We start from the raw sequence: 19,843 nt of genomic DNA, 5'->3' as shown, positions 1-19,843 counted from the left end.
CCCTATGCGAGCAAACGATCTCTTTGCCTGCGCTGGAGGATTCTGCATCGACTTAGCCATGGCCGGAGCCCAAGTCGTCTGGGTTGACAACCTCTGGCCGATCTATAAATCCTAAATGTCGCCAACACGAATGACGACCGGCTCGTGTCCTTGATCATGCTTTCTCGCCGCTAGGCCATGGATAGCTTTCCAATGAGCCTGATATGCCGCCAAGTTTTGTGCCAGGCCAGCAAGATCCTTGCTTCCGATCAGGCGCTCAAGGGCATCGCCACTAATAGCGGCTGATCGAGCCTCCCCATTCGTGTGGTATTCAAAAACCACTCTGCGTGGGCTCATTTCATAAGTTGCACCGGCATCCATTTGATCCATATATGCCTCCCTGAATTAATCAGCAGGAGTTTATCCATAGCCCAGCACTAAGTGGGCTTTTTTGCTTTCTGGAGCCCTATGCTTACCCCTCAATTTGTGCTGCCGGTTCACAGTGAACTGGTGATTGATCTGTTTGCTGGCGGTGGTGGAGCCTCCACCGGTATCGAGCAGGCTATCGGTCGCCACGTTGACATTGCGATCAACCATGACCCCGATGCCATCGGCATGCATGAGGCCAACCACCCTCAGACGCGCCACTACCGCGCCGATGTGTGGGAAATCTGCCCACGCACTGCCACAGGTGGCCAGGCGGTGGGCCTGCTTCATGCTTCCCCGGACTGCACCCACCACAGCCAGGCGCTGGGCGGCCAGCCGCGCAGCAAGGAAATTCGCTCGCTGGCTTGGGTGGTGCATCGCTGGGCTGGCATTGCTCAGCCGGATGTGATCACGCTGGAGAATGTGGAGCAGATGCTGCAGTGGTCGCCGCTGATCGCCAAGCGCTGCCCGGACACTGGCCGCGTCATCACTCTGGACAAGATCAAGGACGCCAGCGGCAAGACCACTTACCGCGTGGCCGAGCCCGGCGAGCGCGTGCCGCGTCATAACCAGTTTCTGGTGCCTGACAAAAAGCGCCTGGGCCACAACTGGAACCACTTCACCCAAGGCCTACGCGACATGGGTTATCAGGTGCAGTGGCGTGTGATCTGCAATGCAGACTTGGGCTGCCATAGCACCCGCACCCGCCTTTACCTTGTGGCCCGCCGCGATGGGCTGCCCATCGTCTGGCCCGAGAAGACCCACGCCAAGAAGCTCGTGGGCCAGCTCAAACCGCACAAGCCCGCCGCAGACTGCATCGACTGGAGCATTCCCGGCACCAGTATCTTTGGCCGCAAGAAGGATCTGGCCGAGGCCACGATGCGACGCATCCAGCACGGCATGCAGAAATACGTGTTGGGCAGCAAAGAGCCGTTCATCGCGCCAGTTGCAGCACAGGCAGCGTTTATCACCAAGTTCAACACCGGCTCTGTCGGGGTGGATCTGCGCGAACCTGTGCCCACAGTGACCGCAGGCGGAAATCCAGTGCGCCCCGGCACCGGCACCACGATTGGGCTGGTTGCCGCGTCCATGGTTCAGGTTGGGTATGGAGAGCGCAAGGGCCAAGAGCCCCGCGTCATGGATATTGAATCTGCTATCGGCACCATGGTTGCAGGCAGCGTCAAGCATGCGGTGGCATCTGCATATCTTGTGCAGGCCGGCCACGGCGAGGGCAAGGGCACGACCAAGCGCCGCAGCCACGGCACCAACGAAATAACCGGCCCCATCGGCACGGTGACTGCCAGCGGCGGCGGCCAGAGCCTGGCTACCGCGTTCATGGTGCAGGCCAATGGCGGCTTCAATGCCACCCTGGCCCGCGACTTGCGCGATGGCATGTCCACGGTCACGACCAGCGGCAGCCAGCAGCAACTGGCCGTGGCTCACTTGACGACCCTGCGCCGCAACAGCACCGGCAACGCCATGACGAAACCAGTGCCAACCGTGTGCGCTGGCGGCGAACACCATGCCTTGGTGCGATACGAGCTCAGCCAGGACGATGAAGTCGGAGCCCTCCGCTGCGCGGCATTCCTGATGCGGTATCACGCAAGCGGCGGCCAGTGGGCCGACCTGCGCGAGCCAGCCACCACCATCACCACGCATGACCGCCTGGCGTTGGTAACGGTCTGGCTCAAGGGTGAGCCTTGGGTGATCGTGGACATAACGCTGCGCATGCTGGTTCCGCGTGAGCTTTACAACGCTCAGGACTTCCCGCCTGAATACGTGATTGATCGCACGGCCGCAGGCAAGCCCCTGACCAAGACCGCCCAAGTGCGAATGGCTGGCAACAGTGTCAGCCCCCTACCCATGCGGCTCATCGTGGCCGCGAACTACAGCGAAGCAGGCCAACTCCGAAAAGTCGCCTGATCACCAACAGCCAGCCCGCAGCAGCGGGCTTTTTCATTCTGGGAGCCAGCAATATGAACCAACAACCCGAAGACCTGCGCGGATGCCCCTTCTGCCTTGGCCTGGCAACGCTCGAAAAAATAGAAGACGGATGCTACGGCGTCGGCTGCTCTGATTGCGATTTCCAGCTGATGAATGGATCTGTCGGCATTGGCTGGCACGAGTCTGAGCAGGAAGCAATCACCGCGTGGAACGAGCGCGGAGGAGACCTGGCTATGTCACAACTTCAAGCATGGGTCAAAGAACTGCAAGCCGAGAACGTAGCACTGAAAATCTCAGCTCCAAGCCAGTGCCTTCTCCAGATTCAGGAGCCAGCAGTCAACCAGCAGTTGACGACTGAGCAGGAACCGGTGTGGGGGCAGAGTCGATTCCATGGGCAGCCGTGGATGTCGTGTGCTGCCGAGCATGTAACCATGGTCTTGGCTGACCAGCGTTATGCGGCAGAAGGTTACGAGGCACGCTACCTCTACGCAGCCCCTGTGCTGGCAGCGCAGCCCGAAGATCCAATGGACTGGCGTTTGCCATGCGATGTGACGGTAGGCGGCGGAACCATTGGAAAGGGTTGCCGACTAGGCACGCTGGTTCTTCGCATGAAGGTGCTCTACAAGATGGCGACAGGGGAAGATGCTGATGAAGTCGCGGCACGCACCGTAGAGCAGCGCACCGAATTTCTGGCGGCATTGCGACAACAGGCCGCTACAGAACCCCAGGCAGCGCCCGCAGCCGTAGCAGTGCCTGATGCAGTGCGCGACGCGCTGCTGCAATCCGAAGCCGCGCTGGAAGTCGCCACTGCGCGCATCCTGAAAGCCGATCCAGACCATTCCATCAGTGTGACCAGCGAAGCGAAGGCGCTGGTTGCAGTTCGCGCAGCTCTTGCCGCCACCCCGGCAGCAGATGCGCAAGCTCAGACCATTGAGCGCCAGCGCATGACCGCAGGCCGCGCATCTTTCTTCATGGAGCGCTTTCTGCGCGAAGAAAAGCTACTCGGCCCCAACGAACAGGCTGCACTGCACTTTGTCATCGACATGCTGGAAGCTGCTGCGCCAGCGGTGCTGCCTGAGCCTGATGCAGTCATAAAGGAAGTGATGCGGCTGATTGCAGATCTTGAGTGCGAGGCCGCTGATGTCGGATACGGCCACGGCTCCCAGCGCTTAGTTAATGAGAAGCGCGCCGCTATCGAATCCAAGATGCGCGCCCTGCTGGCCGGAGTATCTGCACCGGCAGGGCAGGCGGTGGCTTTCCAGCAGCGCGTGCAGCCATGGATGATGGGCTGCTTTGGCCCTGAAATCTCTGCTGACCGCATTGAGCGCAACCACCGCTTTCTGGAAGAGGCTTTGGAGCTGGTGCAGTCGTGTGGCTGCACGGCCAGCGAAGCTCACCAACTGGTGGACTATGTATTCGGGCGCCCCCTTGGCGAACCCGTGCAAGAGGCTGGCGGCGTGATGGTCACGCTCGCGGCGCTGTGTCTTGCCAATGGCTTGGACATGCATGAGTGCGGAGAAACGGAGCTGGCGCGAATCTGGACAAAGGTTGAAGCCATCCGGGCCAAACAGGCAGCCAAGCCGAAGCACTCGCCTCTCCCTATGCTCGCACCCCAGGCGCAGGACGTGGGGCGAGGCGAAGTGCTGGTAACTGTTTCCGGCTTCACCGGCAGCGGCAAGAGCGCGATTGCCGGTGAAATCGAAATCCTGTGCCGCGCTCTGGGCCTGCAAGTCGATTGGCCAGGTGGCGATTCTGAAAAGAACATGACGCATGCCGACTGGACTGCCGCGCTGGAGCAGTACAAGCCGCGCGTCCGCATCGTTGAGCACAACGTACCTACTTCGGAGAGCAAGAATGACCACTGACACAAAGGACAGGCCGTCAGCTGCTGAATTGATGGCCCTCGTTGATGCTTATGCGGAGACAGCCGCCGTGAACGGCATTCGCTCCCAGTGGGCGCAGATGGCGCGCGGCAAGGTTGAACTGGCTCTCAAGCAGTTGCCAGCACCCCAGGCGCAGGCAGACGCGCGGGATGCGGAGCGCTATCGAGCATTGCGCGACGAACGCAATCAACTGCATGAGGACGACATATCCGTTTCCGACAGCAGCTTTAACACGTACTTCGGGGATGAATTGGACAAAGCATCCGACGCCCTGATCGCGCGCACCGCCGCTATCGCGGCAGCAAAGGGGGAGTGATGAGCAAGACGCGCACACCGAAGGTCAACGACATATTGCACCGCGTAGAAGGTCAATACATTGATGACGGCTCTGAAACCTATCAGGGCATGGAGTTGGAATGGCAGCAATGGAAAGCAGTGAAGGTAACGCCACGGGGCGCATGGCTGCAGTCCGTCGAGTGGCCTTACAAGAAGATGCGCTTCGCCCTGATCCCTGGTGCACGATGGGTAAGCAGCACAAAGGCAGAGGCGCTTGCAGGACTGATTGCGCGCAAGGGCCGGCAGCTTGAAATCATCCGGCAGCAAACCATCACCGCCACAGAAACTCTCAGCCTTGCCAAGTCAGCGCTGGCTGAAGTTACACAGCGCGCCGCCCAGGCAGCGCAAGGGGGTGAGCATGCAAACTGACCTGTTCTCAGCAGCAAACCTTGCACGAACCATCCAAGTGCCGCCTGCGCCTGTATTGGACATGGCGCGCTATCAAGAATGGCCTTTCCCCGGCTGCACGCCACGCGAATGCGCTCAAGCCGCGCTTGCTAGTAGCGACTTCTACATGGACATGCTGGCAGCAGTCATCAAGAGCAAGGGGGAAGCCCAGCTATCCAGCGCGGGCCTTCTGTCACTCATTCCTGATGACTGGCGCAAGCTCATGGGCAAGTACCTGCACGCCAGCATGGTGGAGTGGCAATGCAAGCCACGCGGCATCGAGCTGAGTTACCTGTCGCGTCCTGACGGCTTCCCAGTGTTCATGTACCAAGCCAAGGAAGGAGCGCAGCAGGGATGAGCGCAACAGTACAACGCCAGCGCCGTAAGCGCGCTTTGGCTTCATTTCTTGCACACCCGTATATCGACGGGGTTCACCGCGACTTCTATGGCGACCCGCGCAAAGCCCCGAAGCGCTGGAAACGCCTGTGGGCGCGGCAGTGGCGATATATGGCGGCGTTGAAAGCGAATATCCGCAATGGACAGCGCGCAGCCGCGCAGAAAGGCCAAGCATGAGCCGCAAACGAGACATACGCCGCGCCCGCCGTGAGCGCGATCAAGAGAAACGCAACCCCGAGCCCCGCCACTGAGCGGGGTTCTTCATTTCTGGAGCCTTCAATGAACCTTCTTTGGAAGCTGCTGGCCCGAGTCCTGAGCCAGCGCCATATCGCCAACTGGCTTATCTCCCGCTCACAGCGCACACCCTACGGGCCGATCATGTCTCGCAAGGGTGATCAGCTCTACATGGACCGCTGGTGGACGCTCAACCCCTACGGCAAGAACGCAGAAGGGCGCACAGCTCCCGCAAAGTACAGCTGGCTGCCCAGCATCCGTGTGCACCACATCTGCCTGCCAGACGATGACCTGCACGAGCATGACCACCCTTGGGATGCCCGCACGATCCTGCTGCGAGGCTGGTATGTCGAGGAACGCCGAACCCATGGCCAGCCCACTCGCGTAATGCAGGCCGGCATGACTGGGGCCATCAAGGCTGGCGACTACCACCGCATCGCCCGTGTCTGCGACGGCGGAGCCTACACCCTCTTCTTCACATGGCGCTACATCGAGGAATGGGGATTCAACGTGGATGGCAGCAAGGTGCCCTGGCGCGATTACCTGGGCATCGATTGACATGGCCACCAGCGCCAGCACCGTGGGCCTGCCAGAAGACAAGTCCTACCTGCTCCACCACTTTCACTGCAATACCTGCATTTCAGCCGGCGCAACACCGGGCAAGCAAGCGCGCTGCGCCGATGGCCTGCGCCTCTGGAACCTCTATCTTCGCGCCTACCAAGCGCAACAACGTAAGGGATGACTTATGAGAATGGCGAAACCCAGCAAGCGCGACATCGAAGCCGCAGGCGACCTACTCTCACTTCTGAACGACCTATCGCGGGGCTATTACCCATGGGAGCGACATGAAGAAGATGGCCCCAGCTACTTCGACCTTGACGACCGCAAGCACCTGCGCCGCCTGTATGACAGCCTTGAAACGCTGCTCGATAGCGCACCTGGGTTCCCCATGCGGGTGATTGGGGGCATGTGCTATGTGATCTGCTGGGATAAGAACCAGATCCTTGACCCAGCAGACGACTGCCTTGAACTTCACCCAGACCTGCGCGAAGGTTTGAAGCTCTTGCAAGCCCAGCGCGCCGACTTCTTACCAAAACTTGAGCGAGAAGCCAAAGCAAGAGTAGCAGCAGTCATTGAAAGAGCAGTTGCGCGGCACCTGGTCGAGATGTTCTGCCTTCCGCACCATGTTGCTCAGCTGGACCCAGTGCAGTCAGCGCCAGCATGAAGCCCACGAAGCTCACCCGCGCCCAGCGCACCATGCTGCACAACGCAGTCCATGGCCGCCCACTGGGCACCAGCCTCACGCGAAACAGCACTTCCCACAAAACCCACAGCACCATCCAGGCGCTACACCGCGCCGGCATGCTGGCCGGCATTGACCACCACCCTACCGAAGCAGGCCGCGCCTACTTCACCACCTCACAACAAAAAAGCCCCGAATTCGGGGCTTAACTTTTGATAGCAGCATGACTAAACCAACAAACGCCGAAAACCGAATTGAGCCACTTGTTTACACCAAGGCTCAACTGCCTGCCGTGGTGGGCCTGAGCAAAGCCACCATCGACAACATGCGCAAGGACAAGAAATTCCCCGCACCCGTGGTGCTGGGTGGCCGCAAGGTGGGCTGGCCAGTCAATGTCATCAAGGAATGGCTGGCCTCGCGCCCGGTGGCCACAGGCATTTACTGAGCAGCAGCGCAGTGTTCAGCCCACTGCTGCATCAGAGGTGCCCGCTTTTCAAGCATGTCACCCCGGCGATAGGCGGCCTCCACCTTGTTTTCAATGGTGTGGGCCAGCGCCATTTCCACCACGTCTTTTTCATAGTCCGTGCATTCCGCAGCCCAGTCGCGGAATGTCGATCGGAAGCCGTGGGGCACCGCAGTAAGCCCCATCCGGCGCATGACCGCCGTAAGCGTCATATCCGACAGCGGTTGTTTCTTGGTCCCAGGAAACACCAGGTCGCACCCCTCAATCCGAGCCTGCCCGGCCAGCAACGCAACCACCTGCTTAGAAAGCGGTACGCGATGCTCGCGCCGGGCCTTCATGCGCTCGGCTGGAATCGTCCACACACGCGACTCCAGATCAATCTCAATCCAAGCAGCCTCCCGCGCCTCACCTGAGCGCACCGCCGTCAGCAACTGGAACAGCAGCGCGCGTGCGCCCTGACCTTCTACGGCCGCAATTTTGGCAACCACGCCCGCCACCTCCTTGAAGGGGACAGCCTCATGGTGGCGCACCTGAGCAATCCGCTTTGGCCTGGGCAAGATCTGATCAAGGTGCCCTGTCCAGCGGGCGGGGTTGGGCAGCTTGTGCCCGCAAAAGACGGCAGCCCAGTCGAGGACCGTTTCCACACGTCCACGGACACGGCTGGCCGTTTCCGTCTTGGTGTTCCAGATGGGCTCAAGCAGCGCCAGGATGTGCTGGGTATCAATCGAAGTCACGTCCATGTCCCCAATGGAGGGGAAGGCGTAGGTTTCAAGGGTGGCTGTCCACTGGCCTGCATGCTTGGAATTCGACCACTCAGCAGACTTCGCCTTGATGCACTGGCGCGCGGCATCCCTGAACAGCAGTTTCTTGGCAGCCTCCAGCTGGCGCTGGGCGCGCTTGGTGCCACGCTCATCTATCGGATCTATGCCTACATCAATCTTCTGATGCGCTTCCCGAGCCTTTTCCCTCGCCATGGCCAGCGTGACGGTGGGGAAGGAGCCCAAGCCCATGCGTCTACGCGCGCCATTGATGGCATATCGCAGCACCCAGGAGCGGCTTTGCCCAACGACCCGCAGGTTCAGGCCCAGGACGCCGCCGACTGCGTAAGTCCCGTCATCCTTCAAGCGCGAGACTTCCAGCGCTCCCATTTCCTTCGCCAGCTTAGGCATTCCAGACTCCCAAATTCTTGTAGGCCATCTTGTAGGCCATGCGAATTATGGCTTAACTGGTCGAATTTAGGCGTATTTGGCCAAAAGAATATGGATTAAGGGAGTTTTAGGGAGGTAATGGACGAAAAAAAACCCGCTTTGCGCGGGTTTTAATTCCAAATCAAACGATTTGGCGGAGAGGGTGGGATTCGAACCCACGGTACGTTTGCACGTACGCCTGATTTCGAGTCAGGTACATTCGACCACTCTGCCACCTCTCCTGTGTCGAAGCATCTATTCTAACCTGAAAAATCAGGCCTTCAGCAAAGTTTTCCCACCCATGTACGAAATCAGTGCTTCTGGCACAGAAATCGAGCCGTCTGCGTTCTGATAGTTCTCCAGAACAGCGACCAGCGTGCGGCCCACGGCCAGACCGGAACCGTTCAGGGTATGAACCAGTTCGTTCTTGCCTTGTGCGTTCTTGAAGCGGGCTTGCATACGGCGAGACTGGAAGGCTTCGCAGTTGGAGACCGAGCTGATTTCGCGGTAGGTGCCCTGCGCAGGCACCCAGACCTCCAGGTCATAGGTCTTGGCAGCGCCAAAGCCCATATCGCCAGTGCACAAGCTCATCACGCGGTAAGGAAGGCCCAGCTTTTGCAGCACGGCCTCAGCGTGGCCGGTCATTTCTTCCAGCGCTTCGTAGCTCTTTTCGGGATGAACGATTTGCACCATCTCGACCTTATCGAACTGGTGCTGGCGAATCAGGCCGCGCGTGTCCCGGCCGCCGGAGCCGGCTTCGGAGCGGAAGCAAGGGCTATGCGCCGTAAGCTTGATGGGCAGGCGATCTTCGGCCAGCACTTCATCGCGCACTAGATTGGTCAGCGGCACTTCGGCAGTGGGGATCAGGTACAGCGCGGCAGTGTCAGGCACTGGCTCAGCGTCTTGACCACCCTTGTTGGCCGCAAACAAATCGCCTTCAAACTTGGGCAGCTGGCCTGTGCCTTTGAGCGAATCGCTGTTGACGATATAGGGCACATAGCATTCGGTGTAGCCATGTTCCTCGGTCTGCAGGTCCAGCATGAACTGGGCCAGCGCACGGTGCAGGCGGGCGATCTGGCCTTGCATGACGGTGAAGCGCGAGCCTGTCAGCTTGATACCGGCTTCAAAGTCCAGACCGATGGGCGCGCCCAGGTCCACATGGTCCTTAATTTCGAAGTCAAAGGTCTTTGGCGTGCCAAAGCGGCGCACTTCCACATTGCCTTCTTCGTCTGCGCCCACGGGCACGGATTCGTGCGGCAGATTGGGCACCGCCACCAGCATGGCTTGCAGCTCGGTCTGGATTTGATCGAGGCGCGTAGCGGATTGCTCCAGCTCGCTCTTCATGGCGGCAACTTCGGCCTTGGCGGCTTCAGCAGCGTCTTTTTCGCCCTTGCCCATCAGCATGCCGATCTGCTTGGAGAGCTGGTTGCGCTTGGACTGCAGCTCCTCCGTGCGCGTCTGGATGGACTTGCGTTCGGATTCCAGTGCCTTGAAGGCTTCCACGTTCAGGAAGGCTTGGGGGTTCTTGCGGGTCTGCAGTCGGGCGACGACCGAGTCCAGATCTTTGCGGAGAAGTTGAATGTCGAGCATAGATTGAGATTTTAGAGCGACTGGCCGCCCCCGGCTTGCGCTCAGGGGCTTGCGAAGGTTCGCTATCAAAAGCAAAGCGCCTTGCGCCAGCTATTCATAGAGTTCTGGATGAATATCACCTCAAACCTTCAGATAGCCAGCGCAAGGCGCTATGAAATAAAAAGCAATCAGCGTGATGAACGCTTAGTGTCCGGTCTCCGGTGCCTTGCGCACTTCGATCTCAAGGCCTGTGGCCTCGTCGATCTTCAGGCCCTTGGGCAGAGGGAATTTGACGGTTTCTTCAATACCGTCCATCTTGCGCACGGCTACGGCACCCAGTTGCTTGATGCGGGCGATGACGTCATTGACCAGTACTTCTGGCGCCGAAGCACCCGCGGTCAGGCCCACGCGAGCGGTATCGGTAAACCACTCTTCTTTGAGTTCACCCGCGTTGTCCACCATATAGGCGGGCGTGCCCAGGCGGGCCGCGAGTTCGCGCAGGCGGTTGCTGTTGGAGCTGGTGGGGCTGCCGACGACGATGACCAAATCCACCTGGGGTGCGAGAATTTTCACGGCGTCCTGGCGGTTTTGGGTGGCGTAGCAAATATCTTGCTGCTTGGGTTCACGCACGCTAGGGAAGCGGGCGCGAATTGCAGCCTTGATGCCTGCTGCATCGTCCACCGACAAGGTGGTCTGCGTGACCACGGCCAGCTTTTCAGTCTGGCGCGGCGCAACCTTGGCAACATCCGCTTCATCCTCAACCAGATGAATGCCTTCGGACAGCTGCCCCATGGTGCCTTCGACTTCCGGGTGGCCCTTGTGGCCAATCATCAGAAATTCGTAGCCTTCCTTGGCCAGCTTGGCGACTTCGACGTGCACCTTGGTGACCAGCGGGCAAGTCGCATCAAAGATGGAAAAACCGCGGCGCACCGCCTCTTGCTGGACTGCCTTAGAGACGCCGTGAGCCGAGAAAATCAGCGTAGCGCCTTCAGGGACTTCGTCCAGCTCTTCAATAAAGATAGCACCCTTGGCCTTGAGGTCGTTGACCACAAAGGTGTTGTGCACGATCTCGTGACGCACATAGATGGGCGCGCCGAACTTGGTCAGCGCACGCTCGACGATTTCGATGGCGCGGTCCACGCCGGCGCAAAAGCCGCGTGGCTCGGCCAGCAGAACTTCTTTGCCGCCCAGCACTTCAGAGCACCCCGATCAGCTTCACTTCAAACGTCACGGGCTGGCCAGCCAGCGGGTGGTTGAAGTCAAACAGCACGGCGCCATCTTCGCGCACCTGCACCACGGCACCGGCGTAGCTGCCCAGGCCATCTGGCGTGGGGAACTGCACCACATCGCCAGCGGTGTACTTCTCATAGGGGTCACCCAGCTCATTCATGAGCTTGCGTGCCACCCACTGCATCATTTCTGGATTGCGTTCGCCAAAAGCCTCGCCAGCAGCCAGCTCGAAGGTGGTGTGCGTGCCTTCAACCACTCCAATCAGTTTGTCTTCCATGGCCGGAGACAGCTCGCCCGCGCCCAACGACAGGGTGGCTGGCTTTTCATTGAAGGTGTTGATCACATCGCCCGCCGGGCCGGCCAGACGGTAGTGCAGCGTGAGAAATGAGCCTGCCTGCACGACGGGCAGGTCCGCGGCAGCGACGGTGGGGGTTGCGCTTGTGGTCATGAAAGTCCCGATAAACTGGGCTTCATTGTAAGAGCGCACCGATAACCTCTTCGCTGCTGCGTTGAGATTGCCGGCTCGCTCCTAAGATTCCTCGCCTCTCACAAGCCGCCACAATACCCATGCCCATCAAAGACCTGCCACTGGACGCCCAGCCGCGCGAAAAGCTCGCTCAGCGGGGTTCGGCTGCGCTCTCAGATGCCGAGCTGCTGGCCATCATCCTGCGCACGGGCATGGCCGGAAAAACCGTGCTGCAAATGGCGCAAGAGCTGCTGGAGCTGCCCGGAACCGGAGGTCTGGCGGGTCTGCTGGCCGCTGATTACAAGGCGCTGAGCAGCGTCAAGGGCCTTGGCCCCGCCAAGCGCGCCGAGCTGATGGCCGTGCTGGAGCTGGCTCGCCGCGCCACGGCGCAGCAGTTGCGCGAGCGGGAAGTGTTTTCATCGCCAGAAGCCGTCGAGCATTATCTGCAGCTGCACCTTGCCGCCAAAAGCCATGAAGTGTTTGCCGTGCTGTTTCTAGATAGTCAGAACCGCCTGCTGGCTTTGGAAGAAATGTTTCGCGGTACTTTGACGCAAACCTCCGTTTACCCTCGTGAAGTCGTGCTGCGCGCCCTGCACCATCAGGCCGGCGCAGTCATCTTGGCCCACAACCACCCTAGCGGCAGCGTGCAACCCAGCCATGCCGACCGGTCACTGACCGCAACGCTCAAAGCCGCACTGGCGCTGATCGATGTCCACGTGCTCGATCACATCATCGTGGCCCCAGGCGCTGCGCTTTCCATGGCCACTCAAGGCCTCATGTAATCCACTGTGGACTGATGGATGGGCTTGCGAGCCTGCTTGCCGCAGACAGTTTCAGCGCTCAAGAGTAGGCAAGGGGAAGGGATGAGAAGGTGTTTTACAAGCATTCTCACAAGAATATAGAATGCGAAGCGTTCTCATTTGCAATACTATCAGCCCATGTCTTCACAGCCTGCAGCGGACCCGGTCCACACGCTCTATGTCGATCACCATGCCTGGCTGCAGAGCTGGCTGCTGCGCAGGCTGGGTAATACGCATCAGGCTGCAGATCTGACGCAAGACACGTTTGTCAGAGTGATCGCAGGTCAGCAGGTGCATGCCATTCGTGAACCCAAGGCGTATCTGACCACCTTGGCTCAGCGGGTGCTCTACCACTTCTGGCGCAGGCGGGAACTAGAACAGGCCTGGCTGGATGCACTGGCAGCACTGCCCGAAGAAGTCGCTCCATCGCCTGAAGACTATGCGTTGGTTCGCGAAGCCATCGAAGCGGTGGATCAGTGGATGGAGGGCCTTCCACCCAAGGTTCGCCAAGTGTTTCTACTTCGCCGCCTCGAAGATATGAAACATACAGAAATTGCAGAGGTCATGTGCCTGTCTGTCGCCACCGTGGAGCGCTACATGAAGCAGGCATTGATGCAGCTCATGCAGATGCCGCAACCCCTCGGTCTTGATTGATCCATGGACCGCAACACAGAGCAAGCCATTGACTGGCTGATCACGCTGGATTCTGGCCGCGTCAGCGATAAGGAGAGGCAGGCCTTTGAACTCTGGCTGCACCAGTCGCCACTCCATGCACAGGCCTGGGCGTTGTTGCAACAACGCCTGTCCAGCAGCATGGGCACGGCATCAACCCAGATGTGCCGCGATGGCAGCGGCAACACCGCGCTGGGCATTCAGGCACTGCTGGCCCCCATACCCACAGCGGCTCGCAGGCGAAAAGTACTGGGTGGCGGCCTTGCAGCCTTGGTCGCCAGCGCCACAGCGGGCTGGATGGTGCATTGCCAGACACCGCTGACCACGTTGGCCGCCGACCTGCGCACGGGAACGGCGCAGCGCATGAACCACCGCCTGCCCGATGGCAGCGAGATTTTGCTGGATGCCCGCTCTGCGGTAGACATTGTCTTCAATGACGCTCAGCGCCTGGTGCACCTGAGAGAAGGTGCTCTCATGGTGCATGTCCTGACCGAAGCTGCAGCCCCCCTTCGCCCCTTTGTCGTGCAAAGCGAGCAGGGACAGGTACAGGCGCTTGGCACCCGTTTCATGGTGCGCCAGGCGCAAGGCAGAACGCTGGTGCATGTCACCGAACACAGCGTTCGTCTGAGCATCCCCAAAGGCCAGCAGCACACACTGCATGAAGGCCAGAGCGCCTGGATGGACGCGGATCAGATCACCCCCATAGAAACAGAACGCATGGACCCCGCAGCCTGGGTCGACGGGATCATCAGTGTTCACGATCAATCACTGGGAGAAGTGATTGAGGCGCTGCGGCCATACCAGGCCGGAATCATCCGCATCAGCCCACAAGCCGCTCAGGTGCGCATTTTTGGCGTCTTCTCCCTGGCTCAGCCCCAGCAGATGCTGCAAGACCTGGTGAACACCCACCCGGTACAGATTCGCCAATGGGGCTCTTGGCTTACGGTGATTGAGATGAGCAAAAGCGGCTCGTAGCAAATGCCGCACAACCATCACCGCCAACATTCAGGAAAAAAATTTCAATGCGTGAGGGGTTTTCAGGTGCTTGTTGCACATAGCTAGTGAAGCCAGATATTTCACAGCAACGACCGGACACCTGACACCATGGCCCTTTCTTACCCTCCCAGCCTCCGCCGCGAAAACCGCCTGCAGCGCCCTCCTTCCATGCTCTTGCCCATTGCCATGGTCTGCTCGCTGGCCACGCTCTCCAGTGCTCATGCGCAATCTGCCGAGCCCGCACCAAGTGCCACCAAGACCGCGCAGGGATCGCCCGCAGAAGCATCGGCAAAATCCGCCCAGTCCAGCACAGCCGTGAGCTGGAATCTGCCAGCCGGCCCGCTGGACGATACCTTGACTCGCATCGCCCGCCAGGGCCAGCGCAGCATCAGTGCTAGCCCCGCTTTACTCGCAGGCAAGCGCGCGCCAACCGTGCAAGGCAGCTACAGCGTGGAACGTGCGGCACAGCTTGCATTGGCAGGCAGCGGCTTGCGGCTGGCCAGCACACCGAACGGCACACTCACCGTTTTGCAAGATAACGTGGCAATGGCCTCCGCCACCGCCTCCCGCACCGCCGCTCCAGGCTCAAGCTCGGCTGAGCATGCCTTGGCAGAAGTGCGGGTCACTGCTCATGCCGACAACTCGGGAGCCACCGAAGGTACGGGTGCCTACACTGCCCAAGGCCCCACCAGCATGTCCACAGGACTTGCACTGAGCCTGCGCGACACGCCCCAGTCGATCAGCGTTATCACACAGCAACGCATGGAGGATGAGAGCCTCACCACCATCAACGAGGTGCTGATGCGTACCCCAGGCATCAGCACCTCGGTGCTGGGCACCGAACGCAGCAATGCCAATGCACGCGGCTATGCCATCACCAACTACCAGATCGATGGGGTCAGCACGCATTCCGAGTTTCTGGGTCTGGATGCACTGCCCACCCAAAGCATTGCCGACATGGCCTTGTATGACCGCGTGGAAGTGCTGCGCGGCGCATCGGGCCTGACCACGGGCGCAGGCGACCCCTCGGGCATCGTCAACCTGGTGCGCAAAAAGCCTACCGAGCAGTTTCAGGCCTCAGCCGAAGCCAGTGCGGGCTCTTTTGGTAACCGCCGGGCCATGGTTGACATCTCTTCGCCACTGAACGAAGCAGGCACCGTGCGCGGGCGCTTTGTGGGCGTGCACCAAGATGCCGACAGCCACATTGACTTCTACAGCAAGAAAAAAGACGTGCTGTATGGCGTGATACAGGCCGACCTGACATCCACCCTGCAGCTCACAGCTGGGCTGGACCACCAACGCAGCCGCTCACGCGGCTCCATGTCGTATCTGGGGTTTCCGCTATTCAACAGTGAAGGCCAACAAAATCAGTTCCCCACCTCGTTCAACAGTGCCAGCCGCGATAACCGGTTCAATACCAACTCGACCACCACCTTTGCGGCGCTGGAACAGTCGCTTCCCGACAACTGGAAGCTCAAGCTCTCTGCCAACCACCTGCGCTCCTCCCAGCGAGAAGATGCCGTTTACCTGAACGTCAATGCCGCGCCATTTGACCCTGTCACTGGCGATGGCCTGAAGCTGAATGCCGAACGACGCGACTACCGCTTGCGCAACAAGACTTTTGACATCCATGTGCGCGGCCCCATCACACTCGGCGGCCGCGAACATGAACTGGTTTTTGGCATGGACCATACCAGCTTTCAGAGCTATACCGATGGCAGCCTGGATGTGAGCGGACTGCGCGGAAAACCCGTCAACATCTACCAATGGGATAACAACGGCAAGCCCGTGTTTAACAATCCCACCGTGGTCTATGACAGCACCCGCAGCCAGAGCAGCGTCTATGGCGCAGGCCGCTTTGCGCTCGCCGACAGCCTCAAGCTGATCGTTGGTGGCAAGCTGATGAACTACCGCAGTGACTACGTCACCACCAACACCAGCGGCTACTACGCCAACTCACCGGCATCGGAAAACCGCATATTCACGCCCTATGCCGGTCTGATCTACACCCTGAGCCCGCAGCACACCCTGTACACCAGCTACTCCACCATTTACAACCCACAGACCTCACGGGATCGCAATGGAGCCTTTCTTGACCCACAGGAAGGCAATACCTATGAGGCTGGCATCAAAAGCGACTGGCTGGGCGGGCGCCTGAACAGCAGCGCGGCTATCTACCAGATCCGCCAGGACAATCTGGCCACCGATGACCCGGGCCAGTTCATTCCAGGCACCACCGACACCGCCTCTCGCGCCATCAAGGGTGCCAAAACACACGGTATCGACCTAGAAGTCAATGGTGCCATCACACCAGACTGGGCCATTACCGCCTCCTACAACTTCAGTGCCTCAAAAGATGCGAAGGGCGCTCGCATCAACACCACCTTTCCCCGCCACATGGCCCGCTTGTGGACCACGTACCGCATGCCAGGCGAATGGCGCAAGCTCACGGTGGGTGGCGGTGTGAACTGGAACAGCGGCATCTCCTACACCGGCGAAATCTGGCAGATCGGTAAAGAAGCCACCGCTCGCCAGGGCGCTTATGCCGTGGTCGGCCTGATGGCACGCTACCAGGTCAATGACAAGCTCGCGCTGAGCCTGAACGTAAACAACCTGTTTGACCGAAAGTACATCGCGGCCATGTCAGGCTGGTGGTACTCGGGCATGTACGGCACACCACGCAGCGTACAGGTCAGCGCTCGCTACAACTTCTGATCCAACGCACAAGCGGGGGCCTGCAAAGCCCCTGCTGTGCCAGCATTTGCTCTGAGGGCAGGCAAATATGCGGTACAACCGGCGTCACCATGATGCTGAAAGCCACCCGTTTCCAGGACCTCGCCCCTCTTCGCCGCTCGCTGGCCGAAGCGGCTGCACGCGAGGCCTTGCGCCAGCAACAACGGGCCGAGGCCGTGCGACGGGCGCTGGAAGAGCAAAACCTGTTTGAAAAAACGGTGGGGCCGGTCACGCCGCTGCGCAGCCCCACCACCCGGCGCTGGCAACCGAGCGAGCCACCGGCACCCGAGCCGCTGCAGTTTCTGCTTGACGAGCAAAGCGTGCTGCGCGAAGCCATGAGTGACGAATTCGATGTCAGCACCTTGCTGGATGTGGATGACCAGCTGAGCTTTCGCCGCCCTGGCATCGGGCTTGATGTGACGCGCAAGCTGCGCGGTGGCCACTGGAGCATTCAGCGCCAGCTGGACCTGCACGGCCTGCGCTCTGACGAAGCCCGCGAGGCACTTGGAGAGTTCATTCGACTCTCGCACCGCACAGGCATACGCTGCGTGCGTGTCGTACATGGTAAAGGGCTTGGATCACCGGGTCGCACGCCCGTGCTCAAGGGCAAGGTGCATAGCTGGCTGGTGCAAAAGAAGGAAGTACTGGCCTTTGTACAAGCTCGCCCGGCCGAGGGCGGCGCAGGTGCATTGCTCGTTCTGCTGCAGCCGGGAAAAAGACGAGTCTAGTGAATCCTAACCAGCTCTGACCACCTGAAGAGTGCTGTTTTCGAAAGCACTCCACGGCTCCCAAGGCGCAGCCCAAATAGGCGGCACTCTCTCTCTTTACCCTCCACATTCATGTCGTCTCTTACATTGCATCCTTTCCGCCTGACCGCCTGCCTGCTGGCAATCTCCCTGTCTCTGGCTGCCTGCGGCGGCGGCGATGGAAGCAGCGCCAGTCTTGAAAACAGTAATAGCAACAGCAATGGCAGCAGCAATGCCGTAGGTAGCGGAGGCAGCAATGCCGGCTCGGGCTCCTCATCTGTGAACAATCCAGCAGAGATTGTTCCCGCTGCAAAAGAGGAGACGCCATCGGTCACTCCTACCCCGATGCAAGTACTGGTACCTGCTTATTTCAATCCAGCCCCTGGCTGGGATGTGATGACCAGTAGTGCAAAAGCCCACCCGGATGTGAAGATCACAGCCATCCTGAATCCACAAAACGGAAAATTTACCAATGTGAACGTCGCGCTCACCAATGCCATAGCCTCCTTCAAATTGGCTGGCGGCAATGTTGTCGGATATGTCAGCACCAACTATGCAAAGCGTTCGCTTGCGGAAGTCAAAGCCAATATCGATAACTACCTCCTGCATTACCCAGAGGTCAGTGGTTTCTTTCTCGATGAAATGGAAGCCAAAGGCAAGCAACTGGATTTTTACAGTGATGTTGCCAACTACATCAGAGGCAAAGGCCTCAATCTTCAGATCATCGGCAATCCGGGCACCCTTCCTGTAGAAGCCTATGCATCGGTCAGCGATACGCTGGTAACCTTTGAGGGCAAAGAGGTTGATTACCGGAGCTTCAACCCGGCCACCTTGCACAACTGGGTCTATGACAAACCCAGCACGATACAGGCCGCGCTGGTGCACAACGCCGACAACTGCAAGCTGATGCAGCAGACACTGACCATGGCGGCACTGCCGCGTATTCACACCAGCCTGATCTATGTGACGGAGCTTGAGTTCGATTACAGCACCGGGATTGGCAACCCTTGGAAAAGCCTGCCCAAGTACTGGACCCAGTTGCTGGACAGCGTAGATGCCATCAACAAGCAGCAGTCACTTCCCGCCTGTTAAGCAGCCCTTAAAGCAGGTACGAAAGCAAGGTCAACGACCCTGCGGCAACGTGTTGAGCGGCAATGGCAGGGGCCGCATATCGCGCCCATAAATGCGGCGTATGCGCTCAGGCACTGTGGGGTGCGACTCCAACCAGTCTTCAAGGCGGCTGGCGTGCGGGGTCTCCGCCAGCAGCATGTGTTGCACGATGCGGTGGTCCAGCCCCGCGTGGCTGCGCGCATCGGCCTGCCAGCTGCCGTATTGCTGCTGCGCCAGCGCACGCTGGGTCAGCACCTTGCGCAGCACACCGCCCAAGCCGTCTTTGCTGCGCGTCCATTGCACGGCCCGGGCATCGGCAAGATATTCACGCTGGCGCGATACTGCCGCCTTGAGCAACTGGCCGCACAGCCAGCCCACAAAGCCCGAGGCCTGAATGAACATGCCAAACCACTGCGTAAAAATGCTGTCGCGCTCGCGCAGACTTTGGCCAAAGTTGTGAATCAGCTCTAGCCCATAAACCATGCCGGCCAGCTGCATGTTCAGCCGCGTATCGCCTTCGCGCAGATGAGACAGCTCATGCGCCACCAGCCCCTGCATTTCTTCCCGATTGAGTTGCTCCAGCGCGCCTTGCGTGACGGCGATGATGGCGTCCTCCGCATCCCAGCCAGCCGCAAAAGCGTTGATGGCTTCGGTGCGCGCCAGCACCGTGACTTGCGGCGCAGGCCAGTGCGCAGCAATGCACATTTCATCGACGATATTGCACAGTTGCTGCTCGGCCAGCGATCCGCCAGGCCGAGCTTCTCGCGCCCCCACACGTACGGCCAGCTTGCGCCCGCCATAGCGTAGCTGATCAAGCTCAATCCAGCTGCCGCCCAACACCAGCAGCAAGGTCACACCAATATTCACGGCGGCAAATCCCGTAGGGTAGTCCCAACCGCCAAAAAGCATGGTGCCCAGCCACCAAGCCAGCACCAGCCCCAGATGTACCGACGCTACGACGGCCAGCACACACAGCCCAAACACCAGCAGCAGCCAGCGCGTGCTGCGTCGGGCCTCGCGCTGCCTCTCCCAGAAACGCATGG

23 protein-coding genes, 1 tRNA gene and 1 pseudogene are annotated in these 19,843 nt (G+C 59.8%); 18 read left to right on the top strand and 7 right to left on the bottom strand.

Annotation, left to right across the window (positions count from 1 at the left end):
• Positions 1–111: 111 nt before the first annotated feature.
• Entirely contained in the window at positions 112–369 is a 258-nt protein-coding gene (locus tag CLU84_RS03235) for a DUF1488 family protein (RefSeq protein WP_099735919.1), read from the bottom strand.
• A gap of 78 nt (positions 370–447) precedes the next feature.
• On the opposite strand from CLU84_RS03235, the gene CLU84_RS03230 reads away from it, so the two are divergent.
• From CLU84_RS03230 to CLU84_RS03185, 12 genes and pseudogenes are all read left to right on the top strand, one after another.
• On the top strand, positions 448–2,328 hold the full coding sequence (locus tag CLU84_RS03230) for a DNA cytosine methyltransferase (RefSeq protein ID WP_099737835.1): 1,881 nt from the start codon (positions 448–450) through the stop codon (positions 2,326–2,328).
• Positions 2,329–2,381: 53 nt separating this feature from the next.
• Positions 2,382–2,555 (top strand): annotated as a pseudogene (locus CLU84_RS22615) (hypothetical protein); the annotation flags it as partial.
• Positions 2,556–2,582: 27 nt separating this feature from the next.
• Positions 2,583–4,214 carry a hypothetical protein gene (locus CLU84_RS03225; protein WP_233209910.1) on the top strand — a complete coding sequence of 544 codons (1,632 nt, stop codon included), beginning with the start codon at positions 2,583–2,585 and terminating at the stop codon, positions 4,212–4,214.
• On the top strand, positions 4,204–4,548 hold the full coding sequence (locus tag CLU84_RS03220) for a hypothetical protein (RefSeq protein WP_099735917.1): 345 nt from the start codon (positions 4,204–4,206) through the stop codon (positions 4,546–4,548). The genes CLU84_RS03225 and CLU84_RS03220 overlap by 11 nt, the downstream gene beginning before the upstream one ends.
• Positions 4,548–4,937: a hypothetical protein gene (locus CLU84_RS03215; RefSeq protein WP_099735916.1), complete on the top strand. Its 390-nt coding sequence runs from the start codon at positions 4,548–4,550 to the stop codon at positions 4,935–4,937. Before CLU84_RS03220 ends, CLU84_RS03215 begins: the two co-directional genes overlap by 1 nt.
• Complete coding sequence (locus CLU84_RS03210) at positions 4,927–5,313, top strand: hypothetical protein (protein ID WP_099735915.1); 387 nt, start codon at positions 4,927–4,929, stop codon at positions 5,311–5,313. The genes CLU84_RS03215 and CLU84_RS03210 overlap by 11 nt, the downstream gene beginning before the upstream one ends.
• Positions 5,310–5,528 (top strand): hypothetical protein, encoded by a 219-nt coding sequence (locus CLU84_RS21775; protein ID WP_144445405.1) that lies wholly within the window; start codon positions 5,310–5,312, stop codon positions 5,526–5,528. The genes CLU84_RS03210 and CLU84_RS21775 overlap by 4 nt, the downstream gene beginning before the upstream one ends.
• Positions 5,529–5,630: 102 nt before the next feature.
• A complete protein-coding gene (locus CLU84_RS03205) occupies positions 5,631–6,143 on the top strand; it encodes a hypothetical protein (RefSeq protein WP_099735914.1) in 513 nt (170 codons plus the stop codon).
• Position 6,144: 1 nt separating this feature from the next.
• A complete protein-coding gene (locus CLU84_RS22125) occupies positions 6,145–6,327 on the top strand; it encodes a hypothetical protein (RefSeq protein ID WP_099735913.1) in 183 nt (60 codons plus the stop codon).
• 3 nt (positions 6,328–6,330) lie between these two features.
• A complete protein-coding gene (locus tag CLU84_RS03195; RefSeq protein ID WP_099735912.1) occupies positions 6,331–6,810 on the top strand; it encodes a hypothetical protein in 480 nt (159 codons plus the stop codon).
• A complete protein-coding gene (locus CLU84_RS03190) occupies positions 6,807–7,037 on the top strand; it encodes a hypothetical protein (RefSeq protein WP_099735911.1) in 231 nt (76 codons plus the stop codon). The genes CLU84_RS03195 and CLU84_RS03190 overlap by 4 nt, the downstream gene beginning before the upstream one ends.
• Positions 7,038–7,051: 14 nt before the next feature.
• The gene (locus CLU84_RS03185) at positions 7,052–7,273 is read left to right on the top strand and encodes an AlpA family transcriptional regulator (protein ID WP_099735910.1); all 222 of its coding nucleotides are present in this window, start codon (positions 7,052–7,054) and stop codon (positions 7,271–7,273) included.
• Here CLU84_RS03185 and CLU84_RS03180 read toward each other — a convergent pair.
• The 5 genes from CLU84_RS03180 to CLU84_RS03160 all read right to left on the bottom strand — a co-directional run bounded on the left by CLU84_RS03180 (position 7,267) and on the right by CLU84_RS03160 (position 11,725).
• Positions 7,267–8,460 (bottom strand): integrase arm-type DNA-binding domain-containing protein, encoded by a 1,194-nt coding sequence (locus tag CLU84_RS03180; protein WP_099735909.1) that lies wholly within the window; start codon positions 8,458–8,460, stop codon positions 7,267–7,269. The genes CLU84_RS03185 and CLU84_RS03180 overlap by 7 nt on opposite strands.
• 170 nt (positions 8,461–8,630) lie before the next feature.
• A tRNA-Ser gene (locus CLU84_RS03175) sits at positions 8,631–8,720 on the bottom strand.
• 31 nt (positions 8,721–8,751) lie between these two features.
• Positions 8,752–10,068, bottom strand: coding sequence for a serine--tRNA ligase (gene serS, locus CLU84_RS03170; protein ID WP_099735908.1), 1,317 nt, complete (start codon positions 10,066–10,068; stop codon positions 8,752–8,754).
• A gap of 183 nt (positions 10,069–10,251) precedes the next feature.
• Positions 10,252–11,241, bottom strand: a complete 990-nt coding sequence (gene ispH, locus CLU84_RS03165; RefSeq protein ID WP_099735907.1) for a 4-hydroxy-3-methylbut-2-enyl diphosphate reductase — start codon at positions 11,239–11,241, stop codon at positions 10,252–10,254.
• Between the two features lies 1 nt (position 11,242).
• The gene (locus CLU84_RS03160) at positions 11,243–11,725 is read right to left on the bottom strand and encodes a peptidylprolyl isomerase (protein ID WP_099735906.1); all 483 of its coding nucleotides are present in this window, start codon (positions 11,723–11,725) and stop codon (positions 11,243–11,245) included.
• A 119-nt stretch (positions 11,726–11,844) separates the two neighbouring features.
• On the opposite strand from CLU84_RS03160, the gene radC reads away from it, so the two are divergent.
• The 6 genes from radC to CLU84_RS03130 all read left to right on the top strand — a co-directional run bounded on the left by radC (position 11,845) and on the right by CLU84_RS03130 (position 18,782).
• The gene (gene radC, locus CLU84_RS03155) at positions 11,845–12,525 is read left to right on the top strand and encodes a DNA repair protein RadC (protein WP_099735905.1); all 681 of its coding nucleotides are present in this window, start codon (positions 11,845–11,847) and stop codon (positions 12,523–12,525) included.
• Between the two features lie 156 nt (positions 12,526–12,681).
• Entirely contained in the window at positions 12,682–13,197 is a 516-nt protein-coding gene (locus CLU84_RS03150) for a sigma-70 family RNA polymerase sigma factor (protein ID WP_099735904.1), read from the top strand.
• Between the two features lie 3 nt (positions 13,198–13,200).
• Positions 13,201–14,190: a FecR family protein gene (locus tag CLU84_RS03145; RefSeq protein ID WP_099735903.1), complete on the top strand. Its 990-nt coding sequence runs from the start codon at positions 13,201–13,203 to the stop codon at positions 14,188–14,190.
• A gap of 129 nt (positions 14,191–14,319) precedes the next feature.
• The gene (locus CLU84_RS03140; protein WP_099735902.1) at positions 14,320–16,926 is read left to right on the top strand and encodes a TonB-dependent receptor; all 2,607 of its coding nucleotides are present in this window, start codon (positions 14,320–14,322) and stop codon (positions 16,924–16,926) included.
• An 89-nt stretch (positions 16,927–17,015) separates the two neighbouring features.
• The gene (locus tag CLU84_RS03135) at positions 17,016–17,672 is read left to right on the top strand and encodes a Smr/MutS family protein (RefSeq protein WP_099735901.1); all 657 of its coding nucleotides are present in this window, start codon (positions 17,016–17,018) and stop codon (positions 17,670–17,672) included.
• A 297-nt stretch (positions 17,673–17,969) separates the two neighbouring features.
• Positions 17,970–18,782, top strand: a complete 813-nt coding sequence (locus CLU84_RS03130; protein WP_158235162.1) for a spherulation-specific family 4 protein — start codon at positions 17,970–17,972, stop codon at positions 18,780–18,782.
• Between the two features lie 30 nt (positions 18,783–18,812).
• Here CLU84_RS03130 and CLU84_RS03125 read toward each other — a convergent pair whose 3' ends face one another.
• Positions 18,813–19,841 (bottom strand): M48 family metalloprotease, encoded by a 1,029-nt coding sequence (locus tag CLU84_RS03125; RefSeq protein ID WP_099735899.1) that lies wholly within the window; start codon positions 19,839–19,841, stop codon positions 18,813–18,815.
• Positions 19,842–19,843 lie beyond the last annotated feature (2 nt).

Source organism: Comamonas sp. 26 (assembly GCF_002754475.1).
Taxonomy (GTDB): Bacteria; Pseudomonadota; Gammaproteobacteria; order Burkholderiales; family Burkholderiaceae_C; genus Comamonas.
Note: the sequence above shows the minus strand (reverse complement) of the source record. Positions and strands in the feature narration are given on the sequence as shown.

Bases quoted from the DNA above. Each gene is read 5' to 3' on its own strand.
- CLU84_RS03235 (WP_099735919.1), bottom strand. From the start codon at position 369: ATGGATCAAATGGATGCCGGTGCAACTTATGAAATGAGCCCACGCAGA.
- CLU84_RS03230 (WP_099737835.1), top strand. From the start codon at position 448: ATGCTTACCCCTCAATTTGTGCTGCCGGTTCACAGTGAACTGGTGATT.
- CLU84_RS03225 (WP_233209910.1), top strand. From the start codon at position 2,583: ATGTCACAACTTCAAGCATGGGTCAAAGAACTGCAAGCCGAGAACGTA.
- CLU84_RS03220 (WP_099735917.1), top strand. From the start codon at position 4,204: ATGACCACTGACACAAAGGACAGGCCGTCAGCTGCTGAATTGATGGCC.
- CLU84_RS03215 (WP_099735916.1), top strand. From the start codon at position 4,548: ATGAGCAAGACGCGCACACCGAAGGTCAACGACATATTGCACCGCGTA.
- CLU84_RS03210 (WP_099735915.1), top strand. From the start codon at position 4,927: ATGCAAACTGACCTGTTCTCAGCAGCAAACCTTGCACGAACCATCCAA.
- CLU84_RS21775 (WP_144445405.1), top strand. From the start codon at position 5,310: ATGAGCGCAACAGTACAACGCCAGCGCCGTAAGCGCGCTTTGGCTTCA.
- CLU84_RS03205 (WP_099735914.1), top strand. From the start codon at position 5,631: ATGAACCTTCTTTGGAAGCTGCTGGCCCGAGTCCTGAGCCAGCGCCAT.
- CLU84_RS22125 (WP_099735913.1), top strand. From the start codon at position 6,145: ATGGCCACCAGCGCCAGCACCGTGGGCCTGCCAGAAGACAAGTCCTAC.
- CLU84_RS03195 (WP_099735912.1), top strand. From the start codon at position 6,331: ATGAGAATGGCGAAACCCAGCAAGCGCGACATCGAAGCCGCAGGCGAC.
- CLU84_RS03190 (WP_099735911.1), top strand. From the start codon at position 6,807: ATGAAGCCCACGAAGCTCACCCGCGCCCAGCGCACCATGCTGCACAAC.
- CLU84_RS03185 (WP_099735910.1), top strand. From the start codon at position 7,052: ATGACTAAACCAACAAACGCCGAAAACCGAATTGAGCCACTTGTTTAC.
- CLU84_RS03180 (WP_099735909.1), bottom strand. From the start codon at position 8,460: ATGCCTAAGCTGGCGAAGGAAATGGGAGCGCTGGAAGTCTCGCGCTTG.
- serS (WP_099735908.1), bottom strand. From the start codon at position 10,068: ATGCTCGACATTCAACTTCTCCGCAAAGATCTGGACTCGGTCGTCGCC.
- CLU84_RS03160 (WP_099735906.1), bottom strand. From the start codon at position 11,725: ATGACCACAAGCGCAACCCCCACCGTCGCTGCCGCGGACCTGCCCGTC.
- radC (WP_099735905.1), top strand. From the start codon at position 11,845: ATGCCCATCAAAGACCTGCCACTGGACGCCCAGCCGCGCGAAAAGCTC.
- CLU84_RS03150 (WP_099735904.1), top strand. From the start codon at position 12,682: ATGTCTTCACAGCCTGCAGCGGACCCGGTCCACACGCTCTATGTCGAT.
- CLU84_RS03145 (WP_099735903.1), top strand. From the start codon at position 13,201: ATGGACCGCAACACAGAGCAAGCCATTGACTGGCTGATCACGCTGGAT.
- CLU84_RS03140 (WP_099735902.1), top strand. From the start codon at position 14,320: ATGGCCCTTTCTTACCCTCCCAGCCTCCGCCGCGAAAACCGCCTGCAG.
- CLU84_RS03135 (WP_099735901.1), top strand. From the start codon at position 17,016: ATGATGCTGAAAGCCACCCGTTTCCAGGACCTCGCCCCTCTTCGCCGC.
- CLU84_RS03125 (WP_099735899.1), bottom strand. From the start codon at position 19,841: ATGCGTTTCTGGGAGAGGCAGCGCGAGGCCCGACGCAGCACGCGCTGG.